Here is a 24,248-nt window from a genome sequence, read left to right on the forward strand (position 1 = left end):
CTGAGGAGTGAGCTTGATGTTAAAAACAGAAGTATTTGAACAACTAAAAAAAGCAATGAAAGAAAAAGATGTCTTGGCAAAAGGTGTTTTAACACTTGTCAAATCAGCACTAGATTTAGCGGAGAAGGAAAAAGGGGAGCCTTTAACACAAGCAGAGGAGATTGCTATTATTAACCGTGAAGTCAAGCAAACGAATCAAGCTTTAGAAGGTGCGCAAAATGCTGATCGTACGGATTTAATTGAAAAAGAGGAAGCAAAATTAGTACTATTAAAATCATTTCTTCCTAAACAATTAACGGAAGCAGAAATTGCTGAAAAATTAGAAGCAGCAGGTGTTACGAAAGGCATGAATATGGGTGACGCAATGAAAATTGCAAAACCATTGTTAAATGGTCAAGCAGAAGGTGCTGTAATTTCTAAAGTTGTAAAAAGTTTAATTTAATATAGGAACAAAAAGGATAGCCACGCTAGCGTTGGCTATCCTTTGTTTATGTTCTACCACGGAACTCTTTTGAAAGAATTCAGAATTGTTTCAGTGCCTGGCACTCAAAGTGGCACTCAAAGATTGAATTTTTGGATGATGTTTCGTAGTTGTTGAGCCATTTCAGCTAAATTATTTGAAGAAGCGGTAATTTCTTCGATGCTTGCTGATTGTTCTTCGGAAGCAGCTGCGACATTTTGAATGTTTCCAGATGCTTGAACGGCTACAACACCAACCTGCTCAACAGAATTAGCGATATTGCTAACTCCTTCATTCATGTTCGTAATGATGTTGTTAACCTGGTTCATTTCTTGTGTAAGTTCTGTAATGTGTGAATAGATATCGCCAAAGGCTTCACCTGAAGCGTTAAAAGTAGTAGAACTTTCAGCAAGGTTATTACTGCTAATCGCCATTGATTTCACTGCTTGAGCAGATTCTTCTTTGATTGTTTCAATGCGTGTTCGAATACTATTTGTTGCTGTAAGTGATTGGTCAGCTAATTTACGTACCTCTTCAGCTACAACCGCAAAGCCTTTACCATGTTCACCAGCACGTGCTGCTTCAATAGATGCATTTAATGCAAGTAAATTGGTTTGGTCTGTAATTTCATTTATAAGTGAAACGATATCACCAATCTCATTTGTATAAGTGCTTAAGCGTTTTACAACATCTGCAGTATTATGAATCGCCTCAGATGTAATCGCCATTTTTTCTGTAGCACTTTGAATTGTGGTATTGCCCTTTTCGGCAATAGTGGAAGCGCTAAATGCCTTCGTTGTTACATCATTGACACTATCAACAACATCGGACATCTTCGTCGAAATCATTGTAATATGATTTTCCACCTCTTCAATGGATGAAGTTTGTTTTTCTGAGCCAGCAGCCACTTCCTGCATAGAAGATGTAATTTGTTGAATAGATGCGCTCGTTTGCTCGGAGCTGGCAGTTAATTCTTCTGACATGGCGGCTACTTGCTCTGCATTTTCCGCAATTTGCTGAATGAGCGTACGTAAATCAGCCGTCATATTTTGGATGCCATCTGAAAGTTGGGCGATTTCATTCGTGCCTTTGATTGGCAGTGATTCAACAGCTAAATCTCCTTTTGCAACCTTATCAACATAACTTGTCATATTTTTGATTGGTTTAATAATACTTTTACTAATGAAATAAGCGACAACGATACCAAATAGCACAAAGATAATTGTCATGATGATGCTAACCCAAATAATTTGAGTTTGTAGCTTAGATATAAATGAAGCATCCATATCTAAGCCAAAAAGTATATCAGTATTGTTAAATGGAATAAAAATCGACTTATGAATACCATATTCATCTTCATAAATTTCACTTACTTGAGTACGGCCAGTATCTAAAGCAGCATGCATTTTTGGATCGAAAACGTAGTCAGCCTGATAATTATCACTATTACTTAATGCAACAATATGCTCTTTACCATTGGCACGTGAAAGGATATATGCATTTTCAATATCAAACTTTTTGGTTGTACCATTCAATTGTTTCAATATTTTTTCATACTGATTTTTAATACCGTTATCGGCAGCTTTAACTTTATTTTTATCGATGTCCTCGAAAATGTTACTAGAAATCACCTCTAACGATGATTCAAATTGCTTAATAACAAAATTATCGATGATTTTAAAAGAAACTATAAATAACATGAAACTAAATATAATAGAAATAATAACAATTGGAATTGTTAAACTTGCAATATATTTATAGAGTAAAGAACTCTTAAATTTACTTAATATACTCAACTTGTAAATCCTCCAATACTACAACTTTTTGTTGTAGGAAATGAATCATATCACTAATATGTTCTGTCTCTGTGTACGGTGAGATAGAAAAGAATTTAGCTGCTGCCACAGGAACTTGTTGTTTTGTATCGCTCGCGCTAACAGTGCAGACACGTGTTGTGTCACCGAAAAATACTTCATCGCGACCTTCACCTAAAATCTCAAAGAAAGAAGCATTTAAGCCATTAATGTATTCGATTTGATCTTGTGTGTAGTTTCCAGCTTGTTCAGATGCCCAATCAAAGCCTTTTGGATATAGTCTATAGGCTGTTACAGGCCCGATATTTGCTTCATTCACTACTTGCAGCATTGGTAATTTCTCAGCTAATTGTGTACGGAATGCTAAATTTACACGGACATAGTTAGCTAATATTTGTTGATAACCTTCTTTACCAAAAGCTTGTAATGCAGCATAAATAGCAATTGAACTACCCATTCGAGAACATTCTAAAGTGTAACCAGTATGATATGAGCCATAGCCTCTATTGCCTACATATGGTGTATCAAAATCGTCAATATCTAACAGTTGTAAACTTTTCCCTTCTTTTATTAAGAAAAGGCTTGTTAAATACGGTGTTTGACCAAGTTTTTGGAAATCGAAGCAAAGACTATCTGCAATTGCAAGATGTTGCATACGTTGGTGAATTTGTTCTAAGCCTTGTAATACATTATCCTCGAATTGTAGTGAGTTTGCCTTAAAGTCATAATCATTGAAAAATGCGTAAAAACCGCCTAAAGCAGAGTCAGCATGGATATGTATTTGTTTTAGATCGTATTTTTGTTCAAGTGTTGTTGCAACTTCCTTAATTGCCTGCACATCATCAATAGCAAATTGATCTGTGGCACCTGTAGTCGCTACGATGTAAACTGGAATACCACCATTCTCGATTACTTCCGTCATGCGTTTTCTTAAATCTTCTATGTCCATCGATTGGTCTTTTCCTGCTTTTACACGTACTAAGTGATTACTTCCAATACCAACTGCTTCAATTGATTTTAATAAGCTATAGTGGGCGTTTTCAGAAGCAAAGCAATATAAATTATTTGGGACACCTTCCTCTTTAGCGTGAGGGAATTGTTTAGCAATGGCAAGACGTAAACCGCTAAAAACAGCTCCTTGTCCTCCCCATGTTGTATAACCGAAGCTTTCTGTGAAATCATAGCCAACTAATTTTGACATCATTGCGATAACTTTTACTTCACATTCTGCTGCTGCAGGTCCATATACATCCCACAGATTGTTGCCATTAAGTAAGGCATTTGTAAACTGTCCCAATACACCAGGGATACTAGCCATTGGTAAAACATTTGTGACAAAGTTGCGTGTATGATAAGGATGACCTTGCATTAATTGTGTTAAGTCTTGAACGACCTGATCAAGACCAACGCCTGATGTAGGAACTTGATTTTCTTGCATAAGATCTTTATAGAAAGTAGCAGAACGTTCTTGCATTGGTCCAAGCGTTGTTTTCTTTGGGTCTTTTAATTGATCTAATGAAGTTACAATTTGCTCTATTAGTGATAAAAAGTTTTCCCTTTGTAAGCTGTTGCCATCTTCACTTTGAAATAGTTGTTGAATTTTCTTCATTTTGCATCATCCTTTATTAGTTCATATTTCACCATTATTTAGATAATAATAGTACAATTTACTAAAGTCATAATAACATATTCTTATGGGAAATATATTCATATTTGACTAGGATATTAAATTTCTACTATTTTAAATTATTAGATAATATTTTCATTATATTTAAAGAATGATTTACTAACAGAAGTTTATATTGTTTTTTAACTTTTATTACTATTTGGTGCAACAAAGGTCCTGGTAAAATGAGTTATTAATATTTTTTTAATATAATTAAATGTAAAATAGATACTTTTAGCTATGAAAAAATAACATAATAAATTACTGTTTTTCTCATGATACCTTTTACCTATTTTGTATAATTGGAGGTTAGTTTTAGACTATCTGAGAAACACCCTAATTTTTTGTATTGCGGGTTGGTGGTTATATAATACATAACTCGTTATTACAATGAACCATAGGAGATAACGTCGATAGATTTTGAATTGGGAGGTGTTTAATTGCCAGTTGAGCCACATGTACATGAAGTTGACTATCTTGAAAAAAGTGGAAAACGTAAAAGATGGGTGATGATTGTAGTAAGTATTTTAGTAGTTGGTGGTGTATTGTTGGCAAGTGGTCGGTTCGTCTCCTCTATTTTTAATAAAAATGATAAGTCGGATTTTTCAGCCTATAAAACACTTGTAGGTAAAACAACTAAAAATGATTTTGGACAATTGACCTTAAATGAGGTGATGATTGATGATAATCAATTATTACTAAATGCAACATTTGAGCCAGCAAAAGGGATGAATTTCAACTATCGAGTATTTTTCTTTCCGCAAGTACTAGTAAATGGTCAAGATTATATGGTTCGAAATGGGGGCCAGACCATTGCACAGTCCGCCTCAACCTATACCATCTATAGCAGCGTGAAGATGCGTGATTTACCGAAAGATGAAATACTGCAACTTAAAATTCTTTATAACGATTGGAATTGGGAAAAACCAATCGATAAGCCTTGGGCATTTGAAATCGAAGCTTCCCAAAAGCAATTACAAGAGGATCGAAAAGTAATTACAGTTAATAAAACTATTGAGCTGAATGACGGCCAAGAAATTAAAGTAAATAAGGTTGTTTCTACACCGATTTCTACTACGGTATATTTTGAAACTAAGGAAACATTGAATGAATCCATTGACTTTAATATTTTAACTGAGGCAGGAAAAACATGGCGTCATGACTCTTCTTATACATTAAATGAAGCACATACAAAGTGGGGGATTCGCTTTGATGCACGATACTTATCAGATAAAACGTATAAGCTAATTCCTGTTACGACAGGGGGTATAGAACTTGGGCCAGCTATCAAAATTCGTGGAAAATGAATTTTACAATCTATCAATTAATTTTTACACTATCTTAATTTATAATGAAGTATTCTCCATGTAATATGATTGTATATAACATGGAAAGTAGTTGAACTGATTGCCAAAGCTGTTAGAGATTTTTCTTGCGTCCTTTAAACTAGGCTGTACATCCTTTGGAGGTCCAACCGCCCATTTAGGTTTTTTTCAAAATGAATATGTGCAAAAGAGAAAATGGCTAACGGACAAAGAATATAGTAATTTAGTTGCGTTGAGTCAATTTCTCCCTGGTCCTGCATCAAGTCAGGTCGGAATGGGTATTGGTCTACTACGTGGTGGACTTTTAGGAAGTTTAGTTTCTTTTCTTGGGTTTACGTTGCCCTCTGTGTTGCTATTAATGCTATTTGCCTATTTTTACATGCATACAAGGATGGATATGGACTGGATTCATGGCTTGAAATTAGTTGCTGTTGCCATAGTTGCACAAGCAATTTGGGATATGTCGAAAAAATTAATTCCAAGCATTCTACACCTAATTCTAGCAATTTTGTCGCTTATAACGGGTCTATTATGGGGCAATCCATTTGCTCAAATAATTATCATTGTATTGGCTGGTTTAACGGGATCTCTTCTATTTAAGCAAACAAAAATAAATGCAGATTCTTCAAATAAAGCTGTACCAATTTCAAAAGCGACAGGTGGATTCTTACTGGTATTATATGTCATACTACTTATCGCTTTACCGATTGCTACTGCACTTTTAAAATACGAATGGCTTATGATATTGGAAAAGTGTTATCTAGCAGGGGCTTTAGTCTTTGGTGGCGGGCATGTAGTGCTACCGTTACTAGAAACACAGTTTGTGCAAAGTGGCTTAATGAGTTCCGCTGACTTTATTGCAGGATATGGTCTTGCTCAGGCAGTGCCAGGTCCACTATTTACGTTTGCATCCTATATTGGTATGGTCATTGCTGGAGTGCCAGGAGCAGCGGTAGCGACATTGGGTATTTTTCTACCGGCATTTCTTTTAATCGTTGGAGCAATGCCTTTTTGGCTCTCCATGAGCAGACATGCAGCATTGAAAGGCGCAATGACAGGTGCAAATGCTGCCGTTGTTGGTATTTTAGCTAGCGCTTTTATTCATCCCATTGTAACGCAAACAATACAAAGTGGATTAGATTTACTTTTAGCAGTCATATTTTTATGGCTGTCCATTAAACGGGCATGGTCACCTTATCTATTAGTATTGATGGGGATCATTGTTGGACTTATATGTTATTAAGAGCACCACTGGTATGTAGTGGCGATTTCACCTGACATTGTGGCGAATCTTCTATCGACCCTCGCCATCGGAGGGCGGTGCCAGTCACTCAAACAATTTCCATGTTAGCAATGTATTTTATGAATTACCAAGTAAAAATCCACGTAGACTCCTGCGATAAAGCACGCAATGTAAGACGCAACAGACCGCGCTACAGCCAGGGTTTCGGCTTGCGGAGTGTCCGTAGGTGCCAGTCACTCAAACAATTTAGTGTGCCCGCAGAAAGTACCAACCGTAGTAGATAACAACGGCATAACAAAAAGTGTTAGATTGAATGCAATCAATCTAACACTTTTTCTCTTTTTGTTTTAAATAAGCTCTTCTTTTTGAATCGCTAGTTTTTTCATGTGGTACTGCAAAGATTGTCGGGAAATATTTAATTGCTTCGCGGCAGCTGATATATTACCATCACACTGTTGCAGCACTTTTCGAATGTACTGTTCTTCATTTGTATGCATGAGTGCTTTAAAAGGGCGCTTTTTTGAAGGGGCTCCTTTTATTGATATTTTATTTTTTAAATATCGAGGCAGCATATCTTCTGTCATATCGCTGTCAGAGCTTGCTTGTATTACGAGGTTTTCAATTAAATGCTCCAGTTCACGTACATTGCCTGGCCAATCGTATGCAACAAGTATCTGATACAGTTCCGGCTTAATGGTGATATTTGCCTTCATATATTTCAGCACATTTTTATGTAAAAAATGCTGGATAAAGAAAAGTATATCATCAGGTCTCTCCCGCAGTGGAGGGATATATATACTTGAATGAGCAATACGATAAAATAGGTCAAGTCGCATTCGCTCGCCAACAGTTAGTAGCTCAGGGTCTTCATTAGATGCGCTAAATACAGTACATTCAATTGGGATAAGGGTATTACTACCAACACGTCGCACAGCACGTTCTTGTAAGACACGCATTAATTTTGGTTGAAGCTCCATTGGTAGTGAATTGATTTCGTCTAGAAAAAGTGTCCCATCTTTTGCATATTCAAAAAGACCTTCTTGATTTGTAGCACCAGTAAATGCCCCTTTAACCGAGCCGAAAAGCGTGCTCTCCAACAATGTAACAGGGATAGCAGCACAGTTTATCGCAACGAAGGGCTTTGTTACGCGAGGGCTTAAATTATGCATACTTTGAGCAAATAATTCTTTACCTGTACCAGTTTCACCCACAATTAACGTATCCGTATTATAATTTGCAATATTTTTAGCTTCAGATATCGTTTGAAGAAGCTCGTGACTGTTTCCTTTTATATCTTGGAATGTGTAAATCGTACCGTTATTACGTTTGACCTCTTCCGGTACCTCCAAAGTTTCACGTTTGGAATCCAATGTTTGTTGTAATTGATTTCGTAAGCTTTTTTCCGTATGTGTAATTGAAAAAACACCGATTGTTTTATTATCTTTTTGAATAGGGAACGAACTGTAACCTACAAATTTAGGTTCATTTTCTGAATAAGCATGAGCTCTGTATTTCGTATAAATTGGTTTCGCTGTTTTTAAAATATGATTATGCTCTGATAGTCTACGATCTTGATAGTTGTATGCATCCCACAGCTTCTTGCCAAGCATGTCCTCTTTTTTATGCTCCTCCATTTTAGCAAGTGCCTCATTATAATAAATAATGTCCCCATCCTCATTGCTCACAATAATCCCTTCATCTAAATGTTCAATAATTTCCTCTAGGACAAAAACTTTATTTTGTAATGAATACTGGAAATCTATTAAGTTTTCTACTGAAACAATAAAAAATTGCTCTGGAAAATAAAAAGGCTCTATTGTAAAAGATAGAAGCTGTTCTTGTATTTGCAATTGTTGCGGCTGATGCAAGCTTGTCACATCAATGGCAGCAAAGATTTCTATTGGCATATCAACTTGAATATTTAACGAGATACTTTCATTGAAATGCCACCATTTCACCTTGAAAGAGTTGTCTAGTGCAATGATATTTGCGCCTAAAAATGCTGTATAACGCTGCAATTCCTTAATCATACAAAAACCTACTTTCTCTCGTTATTTTGCATGCAAAATTTATCTGCTTTGTCCTTAATCGTATCACAAATATTTTCTGAATAGAAACAATATACAGAAAATTAAAGAGGTGCAAAAATTATCTGCAGTCACTTTCCATTTCATGACAATAGCAAATGCCGAATGTTTATGTACATCATTTAGGAAACGCTTTGAATTTCACTTTTTATAAAATTTTTTTGAGTGTTTTTAAAAGTTGGCACGCTATTTGCATTATTAAAGTGTGTAGTCACAAAAAAGGAGGAATTTTCAATGACAAAACCAGAAATTTTATATTCAGTAAAGGCTCAGCGAGGAAATACACTACGATGCAAAGGATGGCGTCAAGAAGTTATTTTAAGAATGCTAGAAAATAATATGGAAAATGCTGAAAAACCTGAAGAACTCGTGATATACGGTGGAATTGGGAAAGCAGCTCGTAACTGGGAGTCCTATCATGCCATTGTAGATTCCTTAAAAAATTTAGAAGATGATGAAACACTTGTTGTGCAGTCTGGGATGCCAGTTGCTGTTTTTAAAACTCATAAATATGCACCAACTGTTGTTATGGCGACGACAAATATTATGAAGGCAGATTGGCCAACTTTCTATGATTTACAAGAAAAGAACTTAACAATGTATGCTAATTATACAGCGGCGCCTTGGGAATATATCGGTACACAAGGTGTCATTCAAGGAACGTTTGAAACGCTTTCGGCAATTGCGCGATTGCATTATAACGATTCACTTGTTGGGAAAATTTTATTGACTGCTGGTGCAGGCGGTATGGGTGGCAACCAGACACGTGCGATGACAATGCATGGTGGTGTAGCTATTTTATGTGACTCCAATATCGACATTATTAATCGCCGTATTGAAAAGGGTTTTATTGATGTTGTTGTAGATTCATTAGAAGAGGCTATTGAACTAGCAAAAACGAAAGCGGCTGCTGGAGAAGCACTTGGCATAGCGGTAGTAGGTAATGCAGCAGATATTTTCGAAAAGACATTAGAACTTGGCTTCCTACCACATATTGCAACATCTATGACACCTGCACATGACCCGATTGCCTATTTACCAGCTGACTACAGTGTCGAAGAGGCAGATGCGCTACGTGATCAAGATCGTCTAGCGTACTTAGAAAAAGCACGCCATACGATGATTCGCGAACTGAAGGCATTAATAGCATTACTTGATAAAGGTGTACACTCGTTTGAATATGGCACAAGTATTCGTAAAGAATGTATTGATGCTGGATTTGATGAGAAAGAGGCGAAGCGTTTACCTGGATTTGTAGCAGAATATATTCGTCCATTATTCTGTGAGGGACGTGGACCATTCCGTTGGATTTGTATGTCAGGTGAAGCAGAGGATTTACGTAAAATAGACGATATGATTTTAGAGAAATTTAGTGATGATTTACTTGTTACGCGCTGGATAAAGTTAGCGAAGGAGCATATTCCGATAGAGGCATTACCTGCTCGTATTTGTTATATGGGCTTTGGACAGCGTAAAAAGTTCGCATTAGAAGTTAACGATATGATACGCCGAGGGGAATTAAGTGGACCTGTTGCCTTCTCCCGCGATAATTTAGATTCTGGTTCCATAGTCAATCCTACGTTTGAATCTGAAAATATGAAGGATGGCGGAGATTTAATTTCTGACTGGCCAGTTTTAAATGGCCTATTAAATGCAGTTGGTATGTGTGATTTAATCGCTCTTCAAGCTAACTATTCAATGGGTGAGGCTGTTCATACAGGTGTAACGATGATTGCTGATGGAACAGAGGAATCGGATATGCGCTTAGAAGTAGCGATGACAGTAGATTCTGGTATAGGGGTTGTACGTCATGCACAAGCCGGCTATGAAACAGCAAAAGATGTAGCGAATGGTAAAGGGAAATTAACCGATGAAAGTATTCAAATCCCATTATGGTGGGAGCCAACAGCTACATTTGGTCCGAAAGATTTAGTAAAAGAAAAAGTGTAATGTATTTGTGAAAAAGAGGCTGGTGTAATAACTAATGCGTAACGCTGGCCTCTTGTTCGTTAAAAAGGAGGATGTACATGAAAAAAGCAGATATGACACCTGTGGATTTTGATAATCTTCTAGTTGACGTAGCTCCTAATTATAAGAAATCAGCCATCTACAAATTTTTTGCTTTTAGCTTGTTCGGCATTTTCATGTTCTTTATCTCTATTACCTTAAATGGTAAGAAGACAATTCCGCTCGATCATTTAGTAACCTTTATCCGGACGCAGTTTTCGTCAGTTATTGTTTACTATATTTTAGTCATAGTTGTTGCGGGCGCCGTTTACCCTTTTTATAAAAAAACGTGGAATCGATCGGTTGTCGAAATGGTCATTTCTACATTGAAAATAATGGGGGCTATTGCTTCCATTTTAGTTGTTTTCAAAATTGGTCCGAGCTGGCTGTTAGCTGCAGATATGGGACCCTATTGGTACAACTCTCTACTTACGCCAATCGGTGTTTTAGTTCCAATTGGTGCCATATTTCTAGCTATGTTGGTCGGTTATGGCTTGCTGGAGTTTATCGGTATTTTAGTGCAGCCAATTATGCGACCAATTTGGAAAACGCCTGGTCGATCTGCTATTGATGCAGTTGCCTCTTTTGTCGGGAGCTATTCCATCGGTTTATTAATTACGAACCGCATTTATAAGGAAGGAAAGTATACAACAAAAGAAGCGGTCATTATAGCTACAGGATTTTCGACAGTTTCAGTTACCTTTATGATTGTTGTTGCAAAAACACTTGGTTTAATGGATATTTGGAATCTTTATTTTTGGGTGACCTTCCTCGTGACCTTTTTAGTAACAGCCATTAGTGTTCGGATTTGGCCGATTCGTAATATGAGTACGGACTATTACAACCAGATGGATGGGGATGTGGAGAAAATTGTAAAGGAGAAGCGTTTGCAGTGTGCATGGAGAGAGGCGTTACAGACGGCTGAAAATGCGCCGAATCTGTGGCAAAGTATGAAGGACAATGTGAAAGATGGCTTAGTGATGGCAATGGGGATACTACCAACAATTATGTCAATCGGCTTAATCGGTTTATGGCTTGTCAATAACACGCCTATATTTGATTATGCAGCTTATTTGTTTGTACCTATTACTTATTTACTGCAAATAGCTGAGCCATTAATTGTGGCAAAAGCGGCCGTCATTAATTTAATCGATATGTTTTTACCTTCACTTGTAGCTGTTGATAGTGCTATAGAAACGCGATTTATTGTTGGAACGTTATCGATATCTGCTATTCTCTTCTTCTCTGCATTAATACCTTGTATTCTATCAACGGAAATTCCCATATCTTTAGGCAAAATGATTGCAGTATGGTTTGTACGAACAGTTTTAACGCTAATGATCGTTACGCCTATCGCCTATTTACTATTGTAAAGGAGTGGTCGTGTGTTAAAAAGACCAGACATGATAATTCAAAATGCAGCACAATTATTGCCTTGTACAGGCGACAACATGCAAGACTTTCAGGTTTTAACCGATCAAGCAGTCGTTATTGATGGTCAAAAAATCATTGATATTTGTAGCCATCAACAGCTTGTACAACGCTATATTGTTGATAACAATAATAGTATCGACGCAAGTGGCAAAGTAGTGGCTCCTGGCTATATTGATGCGCATACACATCTCGTGTTTCATGGTAGTCGAGTAGAGGAGTACGCTGCAAAACTCACTGGTAATATTGCAGATAATTTAAAAAAGCTTGCTATAACGACAGGACCAAATCGAACAATCGAACTTACGCGAGATACTTCTGAGGAAGAGCTTTTGGAACAAGCGAAAAAACGAATAACGACGATGCTTAAACACGGGACAACAACAGTAGAGAGTAAAAGTGGCTACGGTTTAACATTAGAAAGTGAGCTGAAAATTTTACGTGTAGGTCGACGTTTAAACGACCAGACAGCCATTGATGTGGTTAATACATTTCTAGGTGCGCACGGTATTCCAGATCATTTAACAAAGGAACAGTATGTGAATGAAATTGTTGATGTTATGATTCCGCAAGTCGCTCAACATAATTTAGCAGAGTTTTGTGATGTTTGGTGTGATGAAGGCTATTTTACTGAACTTGAATCGGAGCGTATTTTACAAGCGGGCTTAGCACATGGATTATTACCAAAAATTCATGCAGATGCCTATTCGTATATCGGTGGATCAGATTTAGCAGCACGTATGAAAATGATTTCTATTGACCATCTCAATTACACACCTGAGTCCGTAATGGTACAACTAGCGAAAGCCGGAGTCGTCGGTGTATTAATGCCTGCATTAGATTTTGCCGTAGCCCATAACAAACCATTTGATGCTCGGAAAATGCTCGATAATGGTATGCATATAGCGCTAGCAACAGATATGTGCCCTGCTTGTTATACAACTTCTATGTCCTTTGTTATTAATTTAGCATGTAGACTTTATCAATTTTCAGTAGAGGAAGCCATTAAGGCGGCGACAAAAATGGCTGCAAAGGCTCTCAATCTTACAGATAGAGGGACGTTAGAAATAGGAAAAATGGCAGATATTCAAATATGGGATGTGCCAAATTATAAGCATGTGGCATATGAACTTGGGACGAATATTGTTGATACGGTTATCAAAAGAGGGCAAGTTGTCATCAGTGAAGGGTCATGGGCAATGGAAAGTACATTCAGTTAGAAGGGAGAACTAGTAATGACAATTGAATTTGCATCGAAAGCGGCGTCACATGTAGATGAGGATAAGTTAGTGCAATTGTTTTTAGAGATGGCTCAAATAAATGGCCCTAGTAGCAAGGAAAGTCTAGTAGCGGCGTATTTAAAGGAAGAGTTACCGAAGCTAGGCTTTCAATTAGCATTTGATGAAGCACATGAACATTTTAATGGTGAAGTTGGAAATCTAATTGCTTGGCATCCAGGAACAGATGATACCATTCCACCTTTATTCTTTTCTACGCATATGGACACGGTGTTACCAACAGAACACCTCAAGCCTATCATCAAGGATGGGATTATTTATTCAGATGGTACGACGATTTTAGGGGCGGATGATCGAGCGGCACTTGCTTCTTATATCGAAGCGATGCGTGCCATTTATGAAAGTAATATCCCACATGGACCGATTGAATTCATTTTAACTGTAAATGAACAAGCAGGTTTAGTAGGTGCAAAATATATGGATTATAACAAGATTAAAAGTAAAAAGGGTTATATCTTTGATAGTAGCGGGGATGTTGGCCAAATCATTTTACAAGGTCCATACAGTAGTAGAATTTGGTTCACTGTGAAAGGTAATGCCGCTCATATAGCGTTAAATGCGGACGAAGGAAATAATGCATTTGTCATTGCCTCCGAAGGGTTGTTATCAATGGAGCTGGGGGAAATTGATAGTGAAACATTGGCAAATGTAGGAATTATAAGTGGTGGAGAGCTTACGTCGATAATACCAGGCTCAGTCACTCTTGGTGGCGAAGTAAGAAGTTTTTCGAAGGAGAAGCTGGATGCACAATTGAAACAGATGCAACTGGCGATGGAAAGAGCAGCACAGAAATATCAAGGCACTGTCGAGGTTCGCATTGAAGAAAAGTATCTTGGATTTAATATTTCTGAGGAAGATGATCTCGTTAAAACTGTAAAAAATGCGGCTGATAATATTTGTGTTTCATCCTATTTAACGAAAACATTGGGTGGCGCAGATACGAATGTATTGAATGAACATGGATTGACGTGTATTACGCTTGGAAACGGATTTCAGAATATTCACTCTTTCAGAGAGAATATTAGTATAGAAAACTTAGTCAATACTGGTAGATTAACAGCGGCATTAATTGAGCAGTGGTATGAGCGCCATAATAATTAAAGGAGGAGAGTGTTAAATGTCAAGCACTTTAAATGTAGCGCAAGAAATTGAGCAAGTGGTACCGCAAATTTTACAGTGGAGAAGATATTTACATGAAAATCCTGAACTGTCGTATGAAGAATATGCTACCGCAGATTTTGTTTACAATCAGTTAATTTCATTTGGGAATTTAGTCGTAACGAGGCCAACAAAGACAAGTGTATTAGCTGTTTTAAAGGGGCATTTGCCAGGAAATTGTTTAGCGTTAAGAGCAGATATGGATGCATTACCGATTCAAGAAGAAACAGATTTACCATTTGCTTCTAAAGTAGCTGGAGTTATGCACGCTTGTGGACATGATGGACATACTGCTATGTTACTAGGCGCTGCTAAAATTTTATCTACGTTGAAACGATCCTTAAAAGGAGAAATTCGATTCATCTTTCAGCATGCAGAGGAATTATTCCCAGGTGGCGCGAAAGAAATGGTGGCAGCTGGTGTAGTAGATGGTGCAGATCACATTGTAGGATTGCATTTATTTTCAACACTTCCTACAGGCAAAATTGGCATTTGTGCAGGACCTTTTACAGCCAATTCAGATACATTTGACTTAGAAATAATCGGAAAGGGAGGGCACTCTTCTCAGCCTCAAGATTCTATTAATCCGATTTTAATAGGGTCGCAAATTACGAATGTATTACATCAAATAATTCCGCAAAAAATTGATGCGCAAGAGCGAGCTGTGCTAGCGGTAACAGAGTTTCATGCGGGCAGTGCCAAAAATATTATCCCAGATCGCTTAGTAATAGGTGGGAGTGTGCGAACATTCTCGCAGCAAGTGAGAGAAGGTATCGCCCAACAAATAGAAATGCTTGTTCAACATACTGTTGCTGCACATGGTGCTGATTATAAATTAACATATCACGATGGTTATTCTTCAGTCATAAACGATGAACAATTAACTGCCGTAGTGGAAGAGGTTATACATCAGCATTTTACTCCAGAGACCATTTTACACATAGGCCCGTTTATGGGTGGTGAAGATTTCTCGGCTTTTTTAACAAAAGTGCCTGGTGTATTTATCGCGATTGGAGCAGCTTTTGACGATGAAACATTAAATTATCCTCATCATCATCCTAGATTTGCAGTTAATGAAGATTCATTAGCAATTGGCTTGAAACTTTTTGTTCATACAGCTTTAACATTGAATAGTTAAAGGGGAGATTAAATGGTTCAAGAACCTGTAATTGCAGCGATGATAATTTTAGGGCTCATTGCGCTAGGAGAAATCATTTCTGTTATTAGTAAAGCAAGAGTGCCAATGCTGTTTGTGGCAATGATGGGCTATTTGATTTTATTGTGGCTTGGAATATTTCCGAAAGACTTACTTGAAAACTCGACATTTTTAACAGTTGGCGCTTTATTAGGAACGGCTCCTATTTTAGTTCATATGGGTACTTTAATTCCTTTACGTATGATTCGCTCGCAATGGAAAGTAGTATTGATTGCAATAATGGGCATGTTTTTTGCTTCACTCTTTATTTTAACGATTGTGACAGTCCTTTTTGATTATCAAACAGCGGTTGCAGGTACGGGACCTTTAAATGGGGGTATTATTGCGGTTTTAATTACGTCTGAGGGGATAAAAGAATTGGGGTTTGTCAGTTTATTGACCATCCCTGCATTAATTATGGCATTGCAGTCGTTAATTGGTATTCCGCTAGCTAATTTATTGTTACGCAAACATGCTACATCGATTAACGAGCAAATAAAAAGTGGTTCGTTTATAGCCTCTAGCAATGTTGCTTTTGATCAAGAAGATAATGACCAATTAATGATCCCTAAAAAGTTTCAAACGCCTTTAGTATTACTGTTTATGTTGTTTATTGGTGGTGCGATTGCAGTTGTATTAGCTAAATTGACTGGTATTCCGTATAGCTTATGGGCATTGGCGATAGGCATTATAGGTCGTTTAGTGAAATTTTATCCTGAGCGCGTTATGGAGAAATCAAATAGTTTTACCGTTGGGATGGCAGGGATTATTTTCATCGTTATTGGGATGATGAACGATATTACTTTTGAAATGTTTATTGAAAAGTTACCTGCTGTGTTAACGATTCTATTCGTAGGGGTACTTGGCATTTTGTTAGGGGGATTATTAGGATCTAAGCTATTGAAGGTTAATCCTTTTCTCGGGATTCCTGTTGCTTTAACGTCTACATTCGGCTTTCCAGGTGATTACATTGTATGTGAGGAAGTAAGTAGGAGCATTGGGAAAACAGAAGAAGAGCAAAGAAAAATCTTTAATGAAATTTTAACACCAATGCTTGTAGGAGGGTTTACGACAGTGACCTTGGGAAGCGTTATTATAGCGAGTATTTTGATTAAAACAATATAAAACAGACAGAGGGGATGTAGATGTTAGATAATCCTGTATTAATCTCAGTGATTGTGTTGTCCGTTTTAAGTTTATGTGGCATTCACGTGTTATTTGCATTATTAATTGCGGCAATTGTTGCAGGGGTAGTTGCTAATTTATCGCTAGCTGAAACAATATCTATCTTTATTGGTGGCATGGGCGGTCAGTCTGAGACGGCTTTAAGTTATATATTGTTAGGAATTTTTGCTGCGTTAATCGCGCATTCCGGCTTAGCAAACATTCTTATACAAAAATTATTGTCACTTGAAAAACCGAATAAATACATTTTAATCTTTGCGTTGGCAATCATTGCGTGTTTATCAGGTACACTGATTCCCGTACATATTGCCTTTATTCCAATATTGATACCGCCACTTTTATTTTTCTTTAATCAATTAAAAATGGATCGTCGTGCATTGGCCTCTGCCCTAACTTTTGGCTTAAAAATGCCCTATTTATGGATTCCTGTTGGCTATGGATTAATATTTCAAGGGATTATTGCCAATGAGATGACAGCTAATGGGATGGCCATTGTTCAAAGTCAAATACCGAAAGCGATGGCCATTCCGGCTATTGGCATGTTCGTTGGATTAGTGATTGCTGTCTTTATTTCTTATCGAAAGCCTCGAGAATATCAACAGCTTGAAGAAGATATCAAAGATTATGAGCAAGCAAAGAAGGAAAATAAAAAGGCCACTTTGGATGCTAAAGGATGGATAGCAATCGTCGCAATTTTTGTGGCACTTGGCATTCAATTATCATTAAGTTCACTCGTTTTAGGCGCACTATCAGGCATTATCATTATGTTTGTTGGCCGTGTAGTATTTATTAAAGATAGTGAAGAAGTGGTCCAAAATGGCGTCAAACTTATGGGGGTTATTGCCTTTATTATGCTAATTGCCTCAGGTTATGCAACGATTTTAAAAGAAACAAATGCCATTACGGAGCTTGTGGAAGCAATGACTGGTATGACAGGGCAAAGTAAACTTATTACGGCTATCTTCTTATTATTTATCGGTTTACTTGTAACGATGGGAATTGGGACTTCTTTTGGGACGATTCCAATTTTAGCTGTAGTGTTTGTGCCGTTGTGCGCGACAGTCGGGTTTAGTGCGCTTGCAACCGCTGCGCTTATTGGAACAGCAGGTGCTTTAGGGGATGCAGGTTCTCCAGCCTCTGATAGTACACTAGGTCCGACCTCAGGGTTAAATGCAGATGGACAGCATAATCACATTTGGGATACATGTGTACCGACATTCCTACATTATAATATCCCTTTATTTATATTTGGCATTATCGCAGCAATGATTTTATAGAAGGAAGATACGTAACAATTAAAGGGGTGGAGTTTTAAATGGAAGTTATTCAGTTGGACGGTCATACATTAACGACAACACAAATTGATCGAATAGCAAGGGGATATGCTCAAGTTGCCATTGCACCGAGTGCTTTAGAAAGAGTGCAAGCAAGTCGTGCTAGAATTGAAAAAAGATTAACGGATGGACATACTATTTATGGCGTAAATACAGGCTTCGGGAAACTAAGTGATGTCCAAATTGCCGAAAAGGATAATGAATTATTGCAATTAAATTTGCTACGCGCCGACGCGGTTGGCGTTGGGGTGCCATTGGATACGGCCATTGTTCGTTCGATGATGGTATTACGTGCCAATGCTTTAGCAAAAGGATACTCGGGCATTCGGCAAGAAACCCTTCAATTATTAGTGGATTTAATTAATCATAATGTGCATCCGATTGTGCCATCCCAAGGGTCTGTTGGAGCGAGTGGTGATTTAGCGCCTTTGTCACATATCGCATTAGTGTTAATTGGTGAAGGCAAGGCAGAATTAAATGGACACGTTATGTCAGGACAGGAAGCATTGACAAAAGTAGGGCTAACAGCTGTCCGACTGCAAGCGAAAGAAGGACTTGCGTTAATCAATGGGACACAGGCGATGACGGGCATAGGAGTAATGACAATTAAGGAAGCGGAACGTCTTGGCTATGTAGCCGATATGGCAGCATGTCTAACAATGGAAGCGTTACAGGGCATTATTTCCGCATTTGATGCTGATTTATTGGCAGTGCGTCCTCATGCTGAAATTGCTATGGTTGGTGATCGAATTCGAAAGTGGCTAAAAGGCAGTCAAAGGATAACGTTGCAAGGTGAAGTTCGTATGCAAGATGCCTATTCGATACGTTGTGTGCCACAAGTTCACGGTGCCTCTTGGCAATGTTTTGATTATGTCCAGCAACGCTTGCAGACGGAAATAAATGCAACGACAGATAACCCGATTGTGTTAGAAAATGGTGAGGTGTTATCTGGAGGACATTTCCACGGTCAGCCGATTGCACTTGCAATGGACTTTTTAAAAGTAGGCGTAGCGGAGTGGGCCAATATTTCTGAGCGAAGAACGGAGCGTTTAGTAAATCCTCAATTAAGTGGGCTATCACCATTTTTAGCAACAGATCCAGGTCTTGAATGTGGTTTGATGGTCGTGCAATATGTTGCGGCATCACTCGTTTCTGAGAACAAAGTACTTGCGCATCCTTCGAGTGTCGATTCCATTCCTACCTCTGGGAATCAGGAAGATCATGTGAGTATGGGCACAACTGCGGCAAGGCAAGCGCGACAGGTTGTGCATAATAGTGCACGTGTGCTTGCGATTGAATTAATTGCTGCTTCTCAAGCTATTTATTTGGAACAAGCCGAGCAGCAATTAGCACCAACAACACGTAAATATTTAGATATAGTACGATCATTCTGTCCACCTTTAAGAGGAGATAAAGCGATTGGGGAAGAAACAGAGGCACTGGCAAACTATTTACTAAATAGTAATGATATTGTAGCAATTGGGTAAAAATTGTTTGAATTGTTTGGGTGACTGGCACTTTGTATATTTCAAGGAAAAGGAGAGTACGGGAACGTTTTTCGTTCTCGTACTCTCTCATTCGTTCCCAAAGACTTTGAATATACCGTTTAAAGTAGTCCATTATAATTCCTTTCGTTTGCTCGCTGCTTGTATGCCTAGTTCCTCGCGATACTTGCTAATAGTGCGTCTTGCAATATGAATTTGATAGGAGCTCGCTAATATTTCAGCAATCTTTTGATCGGATAATGGCTTTTGTTTATTTTCTGCTGTAATAATATTTTTAATCATTTCCAAAATGGAAGTTTGAGAATGTTGCGCCTGCGTGTTGTCTATTTTTGAAGAAAATAAATCTTTCCACAAATAGGTTCCAACAGGCGTTTGAATCCTTTTATTGCGAATTGCTCGACTTACAGTGGATACATGCATATCAATTTGCGTTGCGACGTCTTGTAAAGTAAGTGGTTTTAAAGAAGATAGACCTTGAACGAAAAATGCTTGCTGATGCTCTAAAACTACGGACATTATTTGAATAATTGTTTGTCGCCGTTGCTGTAAGCTATGTATAAGCCAGTTATATTGCTTAAAATGTTGTTTTACATATTTTTGCTCAGAGTTAGGTAAAAAAGAAGCGATGTTTTTATAGCTATCATTGAGTTGAACTTTCGGCAGTGAGCCATCATTTAAGCTGAATTGTAGTGTTCCGTCTTCCATAAAAACGATAATGTCAGGTGTTACATACAACGTATCATTCTCTTGGCTCATCGTACATGGTATGGGTGTTAGTTGTTGTAGCCGATTAATACAATCTGACAATTGTTCCTTTGAAAGCTGAAGTGATTTCTGTAGAGCTAGGAATTTCCGTTCAGCTAATAGCAGTAAACCGTTCTGGATAAGCTGTTGCAAATCGTGGTCTTTCTCTTCAATTTGCAATAAAAGACATTCTTGCAAATTACGTGCTCCTACTCCGGGAGGTCCAATTTGCTGTAATAATTGAATGGCACGATCATGCTGTTGTACAGAAAGGTTGCCAAGCTGTAAGGGCGAATATCCTTTGTTGTCTAAGTGTTTAATTACGGTTTGGGTAAGTCGTAAATCATCCCCTACAAAAGTGAGAGTAGCTAATTGTAATAACTCTTCACGATAGTTTGGTTCTGCCATTTTTGTATAGAATTCGTTTGGCATTGATGAAGATGAGTTATGGGGAGTACTATAAACTCTCTCCTGAAAAGCAGGTGATTGTAGGTCAATGAATGGATTTTCTAATTGTTGTTCATTAAGAAACTGCTCTAATTCATAGGCATTGTATTGTAGTAATTCAATAGACTGCTGTAATTGAGGTGTCATCATCACTTTCTGTTGCTGCTGTAACTTTAAACTAGGGTCCATTATGATTCCTCCTGTCTATCACTTTTTATTATCATATCATATAACTAAGTGAATTTTCAGAAAAATATCAACTATATACTAGTTTTTGCTGTTTTACTTTTATACAAAGATTTTTATAGCAGATTAATTTACATAAAAAAGAACGGCATAATGCCGTCCTGTAAAATAATGCTCATTTAATATAATGCACCGTTTTTGGAGATGCTTACCGTAAAATTAGTCGTAAATGGGATAACGACACCTTGGTAAGTGTAGTTGCCAGCAATACTATAGCCGAAATAAGTATATGGCTGACCTTGAGGCCAATGCGACACGCCCGCATGTGTTTGGCTCCAAGAACCCGCCCCCCAACCTTTAGCAGTTGTAATTGTCCCTGGACTTGTAAGTACCATTCCATCACGGTCACTATCGTATGCTGATTGTGGCGTAACTATTGCATTGATTCGTCCGATAATATGGCCATTTGTATTTGTTACATTAAATGATTTTGTAATACTTGTGACAATTTTTCGTGCAAGACTACTTGAATGCGCATCATCTGACAAGACAATTTTACTTGTCATCACTTCATTTAAAAATGTTTTGAATTGTGCTGGCTCAATCCATCCGTATTCTTCAAAATATTCATAGTTTGCAACAGTGACATTTAAAACTTCTTGTCCTATATACTTGCTTTGTAAGTCTTGTAAATCATTCAAATATTGCTGGTAGTATTTTTCTTTTTGTTCTTGTGATAAAGCAAGCTCAGCAGCGGACGTTGATATGCTAAACACATTAATTACACCAATAAAAGCAAGAGCAATCATACTACACATAAGACGTTTCATGCTTTCATCCTCCTTTTGCTAGATGTATCCATATGCTGATGTAAGGAAAAATTCACCTATTGAGTTGTGTATACGTTACTCACTTCGCAACAATATTAACAGGCTATATACACTTGGACTTGAAAATATTAAATTCTATATCGGTTTGATATCAGGATTTATTTGTTGGACGGAAGAGGGGGAAATGAAAGTACTATAGAACAAGGAGCATGGAGAATTGAAGATATGATGAGCGTTTTTAAAACAAAATAGTGATTAAATCATCATAAATTTTACAAGTTCTCCAGGTTTAAAGGTACTAATCTATTAAAACCCCTCCTGAAATGTCAGAATAGGTGAAATAATCTATTTATATTTTACGTTGTTCGATAAATTTGGTCAATTTTGATGCTATGAATAAAAAAGTAATACTTATAAATGTAAAAAAGGTTTGTTTCGTATAAAATTGATAGTAAAATAATGGGAATAAGGGAGTATATATGAAAAAATTTATATTATGTGTTTTATCATTATGTATCCTGTCGGTCATTGTTATTGCATGTCAATCAAATGAAAGTGTAAATATTTCAAAGGTTAGTATCTCTAAATCAAGTGGTTTCGGTAAAGTGAATGCTGATTTTTTTACCGTATATAAAGACAAAGACAGTCTCGATATATTTAACAATGCCATCTCAACCGCTGTTAAGAGAGAAGGAATAGCGGATATGGCTGAGCCTGAGTTTGATTTAAAAGTCAGTTATATAGACGGAAATAAGCAAGGTTATCATCTATGGCTAGGGGAAAAAGGACAAAAAAGTACCATAATGAAGGTGAATGATACACACTTCACTTATGCCATTTCAGAAGAAATTACGGAACAGTTAATAGATCTTCTTAAATAAAATTTGATTTCTAGACCTTTTGCCAGATGCTATTTTCCTTTATTTGAATGGCCTAATAAGTAACCATTAATGGATTCTTTTATACTATCAATTCGATGGTCATGATTTTTCATATGAATGAAGGTTTATATCAACATCATACAAACAAGTTTTTACAGTTTGTTCATGTATCTGGATGGATTCATGGCGTTCTCCATAACGTTTGTTTATAATGGGGAAATGGAAAAACTCAACTAGAAAGAAGGGATAGCTATGGCACGAGGTGTTTACATTCATATTCCTTTTTGTCATCAAATCTGCAACTATTGCGATTTCAACAAGTTTTACTTTAAAAATCAACCTGTAGATGAATATATAGAAACACTTGGCAAGGAGATGGCGCTTGCTACTAAAAAATATCCGCATAGTTTTAAACAAATTGAAACCATTTTTCTTGGAGGTGGCACACCTACTGCTCTATCTCCAGAACAATTGACGAGATTGCTCAAACTGATTCGCACGTATATTCCGATGGACAGTGTGACAGAATTTACATCAGAGGCGAATCCAGATGAGTTATCAGAGGCAAAGATGCATGCCTTGTTTGATGGGGGCGTCAATCGTTTAAGTATGGGAGTGCAATCGTTCAATCAAGAATTATTAAAAAAAATTGGCCGCACACATAGCAATGCACATGTCTATGACACAATTGCACTCGCGAAAAAGGTTGGTTTTAAAAATATAAGTATCGATTTAATGTATGGCTTGCCAGGTCAAACAATGGAGCAATGGAAGGATTCACTTGAAAAAGCGTTTGCACTTGACCTACCGCATTTTTCAGCGTACTCCCTTATAGTAGAACCAAAAACGATTTTTTATAACCAGTATGCAAAAGGTAAGCTGAGCTTACCGACGGAAGATTTAGAAGCGGATATGTATGAGGTTCTTATGCAAGAAATGCAATCGCATGGTCTTTTGCAATATGAAATTAGCAATTTTGCCAAAACTGATTTTGCTTCTATCCATAATAAAATATATTGGGAAAATGATGAATATGCTGGTTTTGGTGCAGGTGCACATGGCTATATAAATGGTATACGTTATTCAAATCACGGCCCTTTAAAAAAATATATGGATGCTGTAAGTGCAGGGGATTTGCCGATTATGCAGGAACATATCGTGACGGAAACAGAACAGCGAGAAGAGCAAATGTTTTTAGGACTGCGTAAAACGGAAGGGATTGCACACGCTATATATGAAGAAAGATTTAAGGAGCCAATGATGAACCGCTATGGTCAAGTTATTGATAAACTAGTTTCAGAAGGTCTTTTAAAGCATGATACAGTGGGCATTCGTCTTACGCGCAAGGGGCGTTTTGTCGGAAATGAAGTTTTTCAACAATTTTTACTAGAAGATTGAGCGATATCGTTGACAGAAAATGTGGGATTTGATAACTTATTAATAGTATTAGCA

The 24,248-nt window shown here is 37.4% G+C and carries 18 protein-coding genes; 13 read left to right on the top strand and 5 right to left on the bottom strand.

Going from position 1 to position 24,248, the window contains the following annotated elements; all coding sequences use genetic code 11:
* Window positions 1–16 precede the first annotated feature (16 nt).
* The gene (locus ACIQXJ_RS03645; RefSeq protein ID WP_403049748.1) at window positions 17–442 is read left to right on the top strand and encodes a GatB/YqeY domain-containing protein; all 426 of its coding nucleotides are present in this window, start codon (window positions 17–19) and stop codon (window positions 440–442) included.
* Window positions 443–558: 116 nt separating this feature from the next.
* Here the strand turns inward: ACIQXJ_RS03645 and ACIQXJ_RS03650 are convergent, their stop codons facing one another.
* Together ACIQXJ_RS03650 and ACIQXJ_RS03655 are read right to left on the bottom strand one after the other, a co-directional pair.
* Window positions 559–2,256 (bottom strand): methyl-accepting chemotaxis protein, encoded by a 1,698-nt coding sequence (locus ACIQXJ_RS03650; protein ID WP_403049751.1) that lies wholly within the window; start codon window positions 2,254–2,256, stop codon window positions 559–561.
* On the bottom strand, window positions 2,240–3,883 hold the full coding sequence (locus tag ACIQXJ_RS03655; RefSeq protein WP_403049754.1) for a pyridoxal phosphate-dependent decarboxylase family protein: 1,644 nt from the start codon (window positions 3,881–3,883) through the stop codon (window positions 2,240–2,242). Before ACIQXJ_RS03655 ends, ACIQXJ_RS03650 begins: the two co-directional genes overlap by 17 nt.
* A 497-nt stretch (window positions 3,884–4,380) precedes the next feature.
* Here ACIQXJ_RS03655 and ACIQXJ_RS03660 point away from each other — a divergent pair, with 497 nt between their 5' ends.
* Together ACIQXJ_RS03660 and chrA are read left to right on the top strand one after the other, a co-directional pair.
* The gene (locus ACIQXJ_RS03660; RefSeq protein ID WP_403049757.1) at window positions 4,381–5,247 is read left to right on the top strand and encodes a DUF4179 domain-containing protein; all 867 of its coding nucleotides are present in this window, start codon (window positions 4,381–4,383) and stop codon (window positions 5,245–5,247) included.
* 100 nt (window positions 5,248–5,347) lie between these two features.
* A complete protein-coding gene (chrA, locus tag ACIQXJ_RS03665; protein WP_403049760.1) occupies window positions 5,348–6,508 on the top strand; it encodes a chromate efflux transporter in 1,161 nt (386 codons plus the stop codon).
* Between the two features lie 347 nt (window positions 6,509–6,855).
* Here chrA and ACIQXJ_RS03670 read toward each other — a convergent pair whose 3' ends face one another.
* Window positions 6,856–8,538: a sigma-54 interaction domain-containing protein gene (locus ACIQXJ_RS03670; RefSeq protein WP_403049763.1), complete on the bottom strand. Its 1,683-nt coding sequence runs from the start codon at window positions 8,536–8,538 to the stop codon at window positions 6,856–6,858.
* A 291-nt stretch (window positions 8,539–8,829) separates the two neighbouring features.
* Here ACIQXJ_RS03670 and hutU point away from each other — a divergent pair, with 291 nt between their 5' ends.
* From hutU to hutH, 8 genes are all read left to right on the top strand, one after another.
* Window positions 8,830–10,545 (top strand): urocanate hydratase, encoded by a 1,716-nt coding sequence (hutU, locus tag ACIQXJ_RS03675; protein ID WP_403049766.1) that lies wholly within the window; start codon window positions 8,830–8,832, stop codon window positions 10,543–10,545.
* A gap of 77 nt (window positions 10,546–10,622) precedes the next feature.
* A complete protein-coding gene (locus ACIQXJ_RS03680) occupies window positions 10,623–11,975 on the top strand; it encodes a YjiH family protein (protein ID WP_403049769.1) in 1,353 nt (450 codons plus the stop codon).
* Window positions 11,976–11,987: 12 nt separating this feature from the next.
* The gene (gene hutI / locus ACIQXJ_RS03685; protein WP_403049772.1) at window positions 11,988–13,253 is read left to right on the top strand and encodes an imidazolonepropionase; all 1,266 of its coding nucleotides are present in this window, start codon (window positions 11,988–11,990) and stop codon (window positions 13,251–13,253) included.
* A 15-nt stretch (window positions 13,254–13,268) separates the two neighbouring features.
* Window positions 13,269–14,432 carry a M20/M25/M40 family metallo-hydrolase gene (locus ACIQXJ_RS03690; protein WP_403049775.1) on the top strand — a complete coding sequence of 388 codons (1,164 nt, stop codon included), beginning with the start codon at window positions 13,269–13,271 and terminating at the stop codon, window positions 14,430–14,432.
* Window positions 14,433–14,448: 16 nt separating this feature from the next.
* The gene (locus ACIQXJ_RS03695; RefSeq protein ID WP_403049778.1) at window positions 14,449–15,627 is read left to right on the top strand and encodes a M20 metallopeptidase family protein; all 1,179 of its coding nucleotides are present in this window, start codon (window positions 14,449–14,451) and stop codon (window positions 15,625–15,627) included.
* Between the two features lie 12 nt (window positions 15,628–15,639).
* Complete coding sequence (locus ACIQXJ_RS03700) at window positions 15,640–16,809, top strand: hypothetical protein (RefSeq protein WP_403049781.1); 1,170 nt, start codon at window positions 15,640–15,642, stop codon at window positions 16,807–16,809.
* Between the two features lie 20 nt (window positions 16,810–16,829).
* Window positions 16,830–18,146: a Na+/H+ antiporter family protein gene (locus ACIQXJ_RS03705; RefSeq protein ID WP_403049784.1), complete on the top strand. Its 1,317-nt coding sequence runs from the start codon at window positions 16,830–16,832 to the stop codon at window positions 18,144–18,146.
* A 38-nt stretch (window positions 18,147–18,184) separates the two neighbouring features.
* The gene (gene hutH, locus ACIQXJ_RS03710) at window positions 18,185–19,690 is read left to right on the top strand and encodes a histidine ammonia-lyase (RefSeq protein WP_403049787.1); all 1,506 of its coding nucleotides are present in this window, start codon (window positions 18,185–18,187) and stop codon (window positions 19,688–19,690) included.
* Between the two features lie 132 nt (window positions 19,691–19,822).
* Here the strand turns inward: hutH and rpoN are convergent, their stop codons facing one another.
* Both rpoN and ACIQXJ_RS03720 read right to left on the bottom strand, forming a co-directional pair.
* Window positions 19,823–21,088 (bottom strand): RNA polymerase factor sigma-54, encoded by a 1,266-nt coding sequence (gene rpoN / locus ACIQXJ_RS03715; protein ID WP_403049790.1) that lies wholly within the window; start codon window positions 21,086–21,088, stop codon window positions 19,823–19,825.
* 176 nt (window positions 21,089–21,264) lie between these two features.
* Entirely contained in the window at window positions 21,265–21,915 is a 651-nt protein-coding gene (locus ACIQXJ_RS03720) for a hypothetical protein (protein ID WP_403049793.1), read from the bottom strand.
* Between the two features lie 479 nt (window positions 21,916–22,394).
* Here ACIQXJ_RS03720 and ACIQXJ_RS03725 point away from each other — a divergent pair, with 479 nt between their 5' ends.
* Both ACIQXJ_RS03725 and hemW read left to right on the top strand, forming a co-directional pair.
* Window positions 22,395–22,796, top strand: a complete 402-nt coding sequence (locus ACIQXJ_RS03725; RefSeq protein ID WP_403049796.1) for a YhfM domain-containing protein — start codon at window positions 22,395–22,397, stop codon at window positions 22,794–22,796.
* 252 nt (window positions 22,797–23,048) lie between these two features.
* Window positions 23,049–24,194: a radical SAM family heme chaperone HemW gene (hemW, locus tag ACIQXJ_RS03730; RefSeq protein ID WP_403049798.1), complete on the top strand. Its 1,146-nt coding sequence runs from the start codon at window positions 23,049–23,051 to the stop codon at window positions 24,192–24,194.
* Window positions 24,195–24,248 lie beyond the last annotated feature (54 nt).

The sequence above is a fragment of the Lysinibacillus sp. NPDC097868 genome (assembly GCF_044761135.1).
In the GTDB taxonomy this organism is placed as follows: domain Bacteria; phylum Bacillota; class Bacilli; order Bacillales_A; family Planococcaceae; genus Lysinibacillus.